Source organism: Pseudomonas citronellolis (assembly GCF_029335315.1).
In the GTDB taxonomy this organism is placed as follows: Bacteria; Pseudomonadota; Gammaproteobacteria; order Pseudomonadales; family Pseudomonadaceae; genus Pseudomonas; species Pseudomonas citronellolis_A.
In genome coordinates this window covers 20,212-27,638 of record NZ_JARJLT010000395.1, presented here as the reverse complement: position 1 = coordinate 27,638, position 7,427 = coordinate 20,212, and the positions used below count along the sequence as shown (strand labels likewise).

Annotated in this window: 9 protein-coding genes; 2 read left to right on the top strand and 7 right to left on the bottom strand. The window is 68.6% G+C overall.

Annotation, left to right across the window (positions count from 1 at the left end; translation table 11 throughout):
- A partial coding sequence (locus P3W75_RS30250) for a hypothetical protein (protein ID WP_276231011.1) occupies window positions 1–387 on the top strand: 387 nt, incomplete at its 5' end.
- Here P3W75_RS30250 and P3W75_RS30245 read toward each other — a convergent pair.
- Complete coding sequence (locus P3W75_RS30245; protein ID WP_276231010.1) at window positions 368–928, bottom strand: nitroreductase family protein; 561 nt, start codon at window positions 926–928, stop codon at window positions 368–370. The genes P3W75_RS30250 and P3W75_RS30245 overlap by 20 nt on opposite strands.
- Window positions 929–1,118: 190 nt before the next feature.
- Window positions 1,119–1,496: a YkgJ family cysteine cluster protein gene (locus P3W75_RS30240; RefSeq protein WP_276231009.1), complete on the bottom strand. Its 378-nt coding sequence runs from the start codon at window positions 1,494–1,496 to the stop codon at window positions 1,119–1,121.
- A gap of 153 nt (window positions 1,497–1,649) precedes the next feature.
- On the opposite strand from P3W75_RS30240, the gene P3W75_RS30235 reads away from it, so the two are divergent.
- Window positions 1,650–3,104: a TrkH family potassium uptake protein gene (locus P3W75_RS30235; protein WP_276231008.1), complete on the top strand. Its 1,455-nt coding sequence runs from the start codon at window positions 1,650–1,652 to the stop codon at window positions 3,102–3,104.
- 6 nt (window positions 3,105–3,110) lie between these two features.
- Here P3W75_RS30235 and P3W75_RS30230 read toward each other — a convergent pair whose 3' ends face one another.
- The 5 genes from P3W75_RS30230 to fliG are packed head-to-tail and all read right to left on the bottom strand — an operon-like array spanning window position 3,111 to window position 7,426.
- Window positions 3,111–3,755: a DUF1345 domain-containing protein gene (locus P3W75_RS30230; RefSeq protein WP_276231007.1), complete on the bottom strand. Its 645-nt coding sequence runs from the start codon at window positions 3,753–3,755 to the stop codon at window positions 3,111–3,113.
- A 36-nt stretch (window positions 3,756–3,791) separates the two neighbouring features.
- A complete protein-coding gene (gene fliJ / locus P3W75_RS30225) occupies window positions 3,792–4,235 on the bottom strand; it encodes a flagellar export protein FliJ (protein WP_276231006.1) in 444 nt (147 codons plus the stop codon).
- A gap of 43 nt (window positions 4,236–4,278) precedes the next feature.
- Entirely contained in the window at window positions 4,279–5,634 is a 1,356-nt protein-coding gene (gene fliI / locus P3W75_RS30220) for a flagellar protein export ATPase FliI (RefSeq protein WP_276231005.1), read from the bottom strand.
- Window positions 5,624–6,409 (bottom strand): flagellar assembly protein FliH, encoded by a 786-nt coding sequence (gene fliH, locus P3W75_RS30215; protein ID WP_276231004.1) that lies wholly within the window; start codon window positions 6,407–6,409, stop codon window positions 5,624–5,626. Before fliH ends, fliI begins: the two co-directional genes overlap by 11 nt.
- The gene (fliG, locus tag P3W75_RS30210; RefSeq protein ID WP_276231003.1) at window positions 6,410–7,426 is read right to left on the bottom strand and encodes a flagellar motor switch protein FliG; all 1,017 of its coding nucleotides are present in this window, start codon (window positions 7,424–7,426) and stop codon (window positions 6,410–6,412) included. It lies immediately after the preceding gene.
- Window position 7,427 lies beyond the last annotated feature (1 nt).

The following is a 7,427-nucleotide window of genomic DNA, read 5'->3' as shown; positions in this document are numbered from 1 at the left end:
CAGAGCCTGGTACTCGCGGTGGAACTGGGGTTGCTGGCGCAGCGCTGGCGGCAACGCTGGCCCGAGCTGCGCCTGAGCCTGCCGCGCGGCGGCACCTGGCCGCTGCTCAGCTGGCCGCAAGCCCTGCAGGACGCATTGGACGGCGTACTGGAAACGGCGGTCGAGTGGCAGCAGGACGCCGCCATCGTTCTGGAACCGCGCCTGGAGCGCGGCCTTTTGCGCATCGACCTGAGCGGCGACGACACCCAGGCCCGGCGCTGGCTGCCGCAGGCGCTGCGCGCAGCCCAGCGCCTGGCCGCCTGGCAGGGCGGACGCCTGCTCTGGCGGGTCAGCGGGGCGCGCTGGCGCCTGCGCCTGAGCCTGCCGCTCAGCCCTTCCAGGCGCTGACGAAGGCCGCCGGGTCCAGCGGCGCTGGCTGGCGCAGCTCGCCCATGGGCGTGCCCAGGTAGATGAAGCCGACGATGCGCTCGTTGGCGGCAAGGCCCAGCCCCTCGCGCACGACCGGGTCGAAAGCCATCGCGCCGGTGCGCCACATTGCCCCCAGCCCCTCGACGAAAGCCGCCTGCACCACCCCGTAGGTGGCGCAACCCGCCGCCAGCAACTGCTCGATCTCCGGCACCTTGGGGTGATCCTGCAGGCGCGCGATGGCCACCACCAGGGTCGGTGCGCGCAGCGGCATGGCGCGGGCCTTGGCCAGGGCCTCGGGGCTGGCGTCGGGCTGCTCGTGACTCAGCGCGCGGGCGAACAGCTCACCCAGTTGCTGGCGCGCGTCCCCCTCGACGGTGAGGAAGCGCCACGGCCGCAGCTGGCCGTGGTCCGGCGCGCGCAGGGCGACGCGGAACAGCCGGTCGAGCTGCTCGGCTCTGGGCGCCGGCTCGCCCAGGCGGGCATGGGATACACGATTGAGCAGCGCTGCGTAAGCCTCCATGGGCTACCTCCGGCAAGACACAAAGACGCCATTGTAGACGCAAAGGCTTCTCATCCGCCTGGCCATCGCTCGGCGGTTCGACGGGGAAGCGGGCCGGGAAGGCAACCGCAGGAGCGCGTCATGCGCACGACTCGCGGGCCTGGCCCGCCCCCAACCGGTCAGGCGCCCTGTACACCCGACCGCCTTCGGCTCAGGCCACCCGCTCCGGCGACGGCGTGATGATCGGCTGCAACGGCGGCGTCAGCGGTGGCAGCCCGTAGGCCGCGCGCGCCGTGTCGCAGTTGGGGTTGTGCTGGCCGTCGATCCAGGACGCCTCGAACTCCCGGCAGGTGCTGGAGCGATGCTCGTAGACCGTGCAGCGCACGCCGCAGCCGACCTCGCCGAGCAGGCCGGTGCAGCGCACCGGCTTGACCTCGGTGCCGCGCATCGCGGCGTGGTGCGGGCTGATCTGCACCACCAGCTCGTCGGGCACACTGCCGCCGGCGGAACGGCATTCACCCCAGTAGAAGGACACACGGAAATGCGCGCAGCAGGCGCCGCAGTTCAAACACGGATTGTCAGTGGACATGATGTGCGAATGCACCAGAAGAAACCGGCGAGCGCCGGCGGGCTGCGCTGGATTCTATCCATTCCGCCGACGTTTGGAAGAGCCCCCGAGGTGCGCTGCGTTCCACGCCGACGACGGGTAGAATGGCCGGTTCATGCCCCCTGAGTCCGCTCCATGGCGCTGCCGACCCTACGCACCCTCGGTTACATCATCGGCCTGTTCCTGATTACCCTGGCGGTAGCCATGCTGGTGCCCATGGCCACCCTGCTCTACTACCACCGCGCACAGGAGCTTTCGCCCTACATCTGGTCGAGCCTGATCACCTTCAGCGCCGGCCTGGGCCTGGTCCTGCCCGGACGCCCGGAGCAGGTGCACCTGCGCCCGCGGGACATGTACATGCTCACGGTGTCGAGCTGGGTGATCGTCTGCTTCTTCTCCGCCCTGCCCTTCGTCATCGCCCGCCACATGAGCGTCACCGACGCCATCTTCGAGAGCATGTCGGGCATCACCGCCACCGGCTCCACGGTGCTCAGCGGGCTGGACAAGATGTCCCCGGGCATCCTCATCTGGCGCTCGATGCTGCACTGGCTGGGCGGCATCGGCTTCATCGGCATGGCCGTGGCGATCCTGCCGATGCTGCGCATCGGCGGCATGCGCCTGTTCCAGACCGAGTCCTCGGACCGCAGCGACAAGGTCATGCCGCGCTCGCACATGGTCGCCAAGTACATAGTCGCGGTGTACGTCGGCATCACCATCCTCGGCACCCTGGCCCTGTGGTGGGCCGGCATGGGTCTGTTCGACTCGCTGAACCACGCCATGTCGGCGATCTCCACCGGCGGCTTCTCCACCTCCGACCAGTCCCTGGCCAAGTGGCACCAGCCGGCGGTGCACTGGGTGGCGGTAGTGATCATGATCCTCGGCAGCCTGCCCTTCGCCCTCTACGTCGCCACCCTGCGCGGGCACCGCAAGGCGTTGTTCAAGGACCACCAGGTGCGCGGTTTCCTCGGCCTGCTGCTGTTCACCTGGCTGGTGATGGGCACCTGGTACGCCTTCAATTCCGATTTGTCCTGGCAGGACGCCATGCGCATCGTCGCGGTGAATGTCACCTCGGTGGTCACCACCACCGGCTTCGCCCTGAGCGACTACAGCCTGTGGGGCCACTTCTCGATCATGGTGTTCTTCTACCTGGGCTTCATCGGCGGCTGCTCCGGCTCCACCGCCGGCGGCCTGAAGATCTTCCGCTTCCAGGTGGCCTACATCCTCCTCAAGTCGAGCCTGTACCAGCTCATCCACCCGCGCGCGGTGCTGCGCCAGAGCTACAACGGTCACCGCCTGGACGAGGAGATCGTGCGCTCGATCCTGACCTTCTCGTTCTTCTTCGGCGCCACCGTCGGCGCCCTCGGCCTGGCCCTGACCTTCCTCGGCCTGGACTGGATGACCGCGCTGACCGGCGCCGCCAGCACCGTCTCCGGCGTCGGTCCGGGCATGGGCCCGGTGATCGGGCCTTCGGGCAACTTCGAGTCGCTGCCGGACGCCGCCAAATGGCTGCTGTGCGGCGGCATGCTCGCCGGGCGCCTGGAAATCCTCACCGTGCTGGTGCTGTTCACCCCGGCCTTCTGGCGCCACTGACGGCGCTCAGCTGACGATTCCGGCGGCGATGTTGATGCTCAGGCCGAGGATCGCCGTGTTGTACAGGAAGCAGATGATCGACTGCGCCAGGGCCACCCGGCGCAGCGCCGGCGAGGCGATGGCCACGTCGGAGGTCTGCACGGCGACGCTGATGGTGTAGGAGAAGTAGGCGAAGTCCCAGTAGTCCGGCTGCCGGTCGCGGTCGGGGAACTGCAGCGGCGGGCTTGGCGCCGTGTAGTACATGCGCGCGTAGTGCATGCTGAAGATGGTGCCGATGAGGAACCAGGAGCCCAGCACCGTGCTGCCGGTAAAGGCGTAGCGCAGCAGCTTCTCGCCGCCCTGCAGCTCCCGCGCGCCGGCCAGTTCGAAGACGATCGCGACCAGGCTGGCGATGGCCGCCGCGCTGACCAGCACCAGCACCGCACGGGCATTCTCGTCCTCGATGGCGGCCAGGTCGCGCACCTGCTCCGCGCGCGAACGCAGGGCGAGCAGCGCGATCAGTAGCACATAGCCCCAGGCCGTGAGGTTCCAGCCGGCCAGCACCCGTATCAGCGTCGGCAGGCGATAACAGGCCAGCCCCAGCGCCACGCCGGCGACGCAGGCGAGGATCAGGCGCGGGTGGGTATGCAACAGGGCACGGCTGAACAGCATGGGGAACTCCGGCGGCGGGCCTGGGCTGAGCCTAGCTCAGTAGGGTGCGGGGCGCAGGCGCTGGGCGAATTCGTCGAGCTGCTTCTGTTCCTGCTTGTCCGCCAGCAGCCGGGCTTCCTCGCGGTAGCGCTCGACCAGCTTGCGCAGGCCTTCCAGCCGCGCGTACTTCTCGGCCCAGGCGGCGCGGGCCTTGTCGACCACGTCCTGGTGCCAGGCGAGGCTGCGGTTCTGTTGCTCGACGGCGGTTTCCAGCTGCGCCAGGAAGCGCTGGTAGTCGAGCAGCCACTGGCCGCTGACGCCCTGCTTGCCACGTTCGATCCACTGGTTCTGGTAGTCGGCGCGGAAGCGCTCCAGCTCGGCCAGCTTGCGTTGCGCCTGGAGCATCTGGTTCTGCGCCAGGCCGAGCTGGCGCGCGACCTCGCGTTCGGCCTTCAGGGCCATTTCCACCACCGGGGCGAGGCGGTCGGCGCGCTGGCTCATGACCGCCCCCGGCAGATGTGCGTGTCAGTCATCCGCGCGCGCCTCAACCGGCCTTGCCGCTGAGTACCGCGTCCAGCAGCAGCGCGCTGTCTTCCAGGCTCTGGCTTTCGCTCAGGCCCTGGCGGAGGAACTGGCGCATCACCGGGAAACGCTGGATGGCCAGGTCGGTCTCGGCGTCGCCACCGGCGACGTAGGCGCCGACGCTGATCAGGTCGCGGCTCTGCTGGTAGCGCGACCACAGCTGCTTGAAGCGCTGGGCGTGCTGCAGCTGTTCGGGGCTGGTGACCTGCGGCATCACCCGGCTGATCGAGGCCTCGATGTCGATGGCCGGGTAGTGGCCTTCCTCGGCCAGCCGGCGCGACAGCACGAAGTGGCCGTCGAGCACGCCACGGGCGGCGTCGGCGATCGGGTCCTGCTGGTCGTCGCCTTCGCTGAGCACGGTGTAGAAGGCGGTGATCGAGCCGCCGCCCTTCTCGCCGTTGCCGGCGCGCTCGACCAGGCGCGGCAGCTTGGCGAACACCGACGGCGGGTAGCCCTTGGTCGCCGGCGGCTCGCCGATGGCCAGGGCGATCTCGCGCTGGGCCTGGGCGAAGCGGGTCAGCGAGTCCATCAGCAACAGGACGTTCTTGCCCTTGTCGCGGAAGTATTCGGCGATGCGCGTGCAGTACATGGCCGCGCGCAGGCGCATCAGCGGCGCGTCGTCGGCCGGCGAGGCGACCACCACGGAGCGCTTGAGGCCCTCCTCGCCGAGGATGTGCTCGATGAACTCCTTCACCTCGCGGCCCCGCTCGCCGATCAGACCGACCACGATGATGTCGGCCTTGGTGTACTTGGTCATCATCCCCAGCAGCACCGACTTGCCCACGCCAGTGCCGGCGAACAGGCCCAGGCGCTGGCCGCGGCCGACGGTGAGCAGCGAGTTGATCGAGCGGATGCCGACGTCCATCGGTTCGTGGATCGGTTCGCGCTTGAGCGGGTTGATGGTCGGACCGTCGATCGGCACCCAGTCCTCGGCGCGCATCCCGCCCTTGCCGTCCAGGGCGCGGCCGACGCCGTCGAGCACCCGGCCGAGCATCGACATGCCCATCGGCAGCCGGCCGCTGTCGGGCAGCGGCACCACGCGGGCGCCGGGGGCAATACCGGCGAGGCTACCCACCGGCATGAGGAATATCTTGCTGCCGGAGAAGCCCATGACCTCGGCCTCCACCTGCACGGAGTGATAGCCGCCGTCGTTGATCACCATGCAGCGGCTACCCACCGCCGCCTGCAGGCCTTCGGCCTCCAGGGTGAGGCCGACCATGCGCAGCAGGCGGCCCTCCACCACCGGCTGCGCCGGCAGCTTGGCGGCCTCGAAATAACCTTCCAGGCGCTTGGCGAAGCTGACCCGGTCAAGGCGCATGGGGCGCGTCCAGGTCCAGGTGCAGGTCGGCTTCCGGCGCGTGGGTGGCCTGGTCGCGCTGCTGCTCGAAGAGCTGCTTGGTGATCTGCGCCAGGCGCGTCTCGATGCTGGCGTCGACCCGCGAATGCTCGGTCTCGATGCGGCAGCCGCCGGGCAGCAGTTGCTCGTCCTCGAGGATTCGCCAGCTTTCTTCGTGGCGGTCGCGCAGCGCCTTGACCAGCTCGAAGTCCTGCGGATTGACGTGGATGCGCACGTTCGAGGTGCCCATCGGCAGCAGCTTGAGGGCTTCGCGCAGAACCTGGCGCAGCTGGCTGGAGTCGGTTTCCAGCTCGCGCTGGATGACCTGCCGCGCCACCTGGCCGACCAGGTTGACGAGCATCTGCTCGATCATCCGGTCCTGCTCGGCGATCGGTTCGAACAGCTGGCCCATCAGCGTTTCCAGGCCCGCCAGGCGTTCCTGGAGGACCGCCTCGGCCTCTTGCCGGGCCTTGAGCTGGCCGGCGTGGAAGCCGTCCTTCTCGCCGGTGCTGAAGCCTTCGTTGTAGGCGTCCTGGCGGATCGCCTCGAGCTCCTCGAGCGTCAGCGGTTTGACTTCCTCGACGGGGACTTCCTCCACCGCCGGCGGTTCCACCACTTCCGGTTCCGGCTCGGGCTGCGGTGGCAGCTCCACCACCGGATCGAAGCTGGGCAGCGACCAGCGATCGAAGGCGCTGACGTCGCGGGCGCGGATCAGGCCATCGGCCTCGTCGCCCTTGGGTTTCGCGGGACCACTCACTTAGATCATCTCCTCGCCACCCTTGCCGCCGAGCACGATCTCGCCGGAATCGGCCATGCGCCGAGCGATGGTGAGGATTTCCTTCTGCGCGCCCTCCACTTCGCTGACGCGCACCGGGCCACGGGCCTCGAGGTCGTCGCGCAGCAGTTCGGCGGCACGCTTGGACATGTTGCGGAAGATCTTCTCGCGGATGCCTTCGTCCGAGCCCTTCAGGGCCAGCACCAGGATGTCCGAGGACACCTCGCGCAGCAGCGCCTGGATGCCGCGGTCGTCGACGTCGGCGAGGTTGTCGAAGACGAACATCAGGTCCTCGATCTGCCCCGAGAGGTCTTCGTCGACATCGCGAATGGCGTCCATCAGCGCGCCCTCCACCGAGCTGTCGAGGTAGTTCATGATGTCGGCCGCGCGCTTCACCCCGCCCATGGTGGTGCGGGTGGCGTTGGCGTTGCCGGCGAACTGTTTCTCGAGGATCAGGTTGAGTTCCTTCAGCGCCGAGGGCTGCACGGTGTTCAGCGAGGACACGCGCAGGACGATGTCCAGGCGCACCTTGTGGTCGAAGTGGTTGAGCACTTCGGCGGCCTGGTCCGGGTCCAGGTAGGCGACCACGATGGCCTGGATCTGCGGGTGCTCGTAGCGGATGACGTCGGCCACGGCGCGTGGCTCCATCCACTTCAGGCTGTCCAGGCCGCTGGTGTTGCCACCGAGCAGGATGCGGTCGATGAGGTTGTTGGCCTTGTCCTCGCCCAGGGCCTGGGTGAGCATCTTGCGGATGTAGCTGTCGGCGCCGACGCCCAGGCTGGTCTGGTCGCCGACCACATCGACGAACTCGCTCATCACCTGCTCGACCTGCTCGCGATGCACGTTGCGCATCTGCGCCATGGCCACGCCGACCTTCTGCACTTCCTTCGGGCCCATGTGGCGCAGCACCTGCGCGGCATCGGTCTCGCCGAGGGACAGCAGGAGGATGGCGGCCTTGTCGACCTTCGTCAGCTTGGCGTTCAACCGGGTCTCGCTCATA

Excerpts from the sequence above, each read along its gene's own strand:
- P3W75_RS30235 (WP_276231008.1), top strand. The coding sequence starts at position 1,650 with ATGGCGCTGCCGACCCTACGCACCCTCGGTTACATCATCGGCCTGTTC.
- P3W75_RS30240 (WP_276231009.1), bottom strand. The coding sequence starts at position 1,496 with ATGTCCACTGACAATCCGTGTTTGAACTGCGGCGCCTGCTGCGCGCAT.
- fliJ (WP_276231006.1), bottom strand. The coding sequence starts at position 4,235 with ATGAGCCAGCGCGCCGACCGCCTCGCCCCGGTGGTGGAAATGGCCCTG.
- P3W75_RS30245 (WP_276231010.1), bottom strand. The coding sequence starts at position 928 with ATGGAGGCTTACGCAGCGCTGCTCAATCGTGTATCCCATGCCCGCCTG.
- fliI (WP_276231005.1), bottom strand. The coding sequence starts at position 5,634 with ATGCGCCTTGACCGGGTCAGCTTCGCCAAGCGCCTGGAAGGTTATTTC.
- P3W75_RS30230 (WP_276231007.1), bottom strand. The coding sequence starts at position 3,755 with ATGCTGTTCAGCCGTGCCCTGTTGCATACCCACCCGCGCCTGATCCTC.
- fliG (WP_276231003.1), bottom strand. The coding sequence starts at position 7,426 with ATGAGCGAGACCCGGTTGAACGCCAAGCTGACGAAGGTCGACAAGGCC.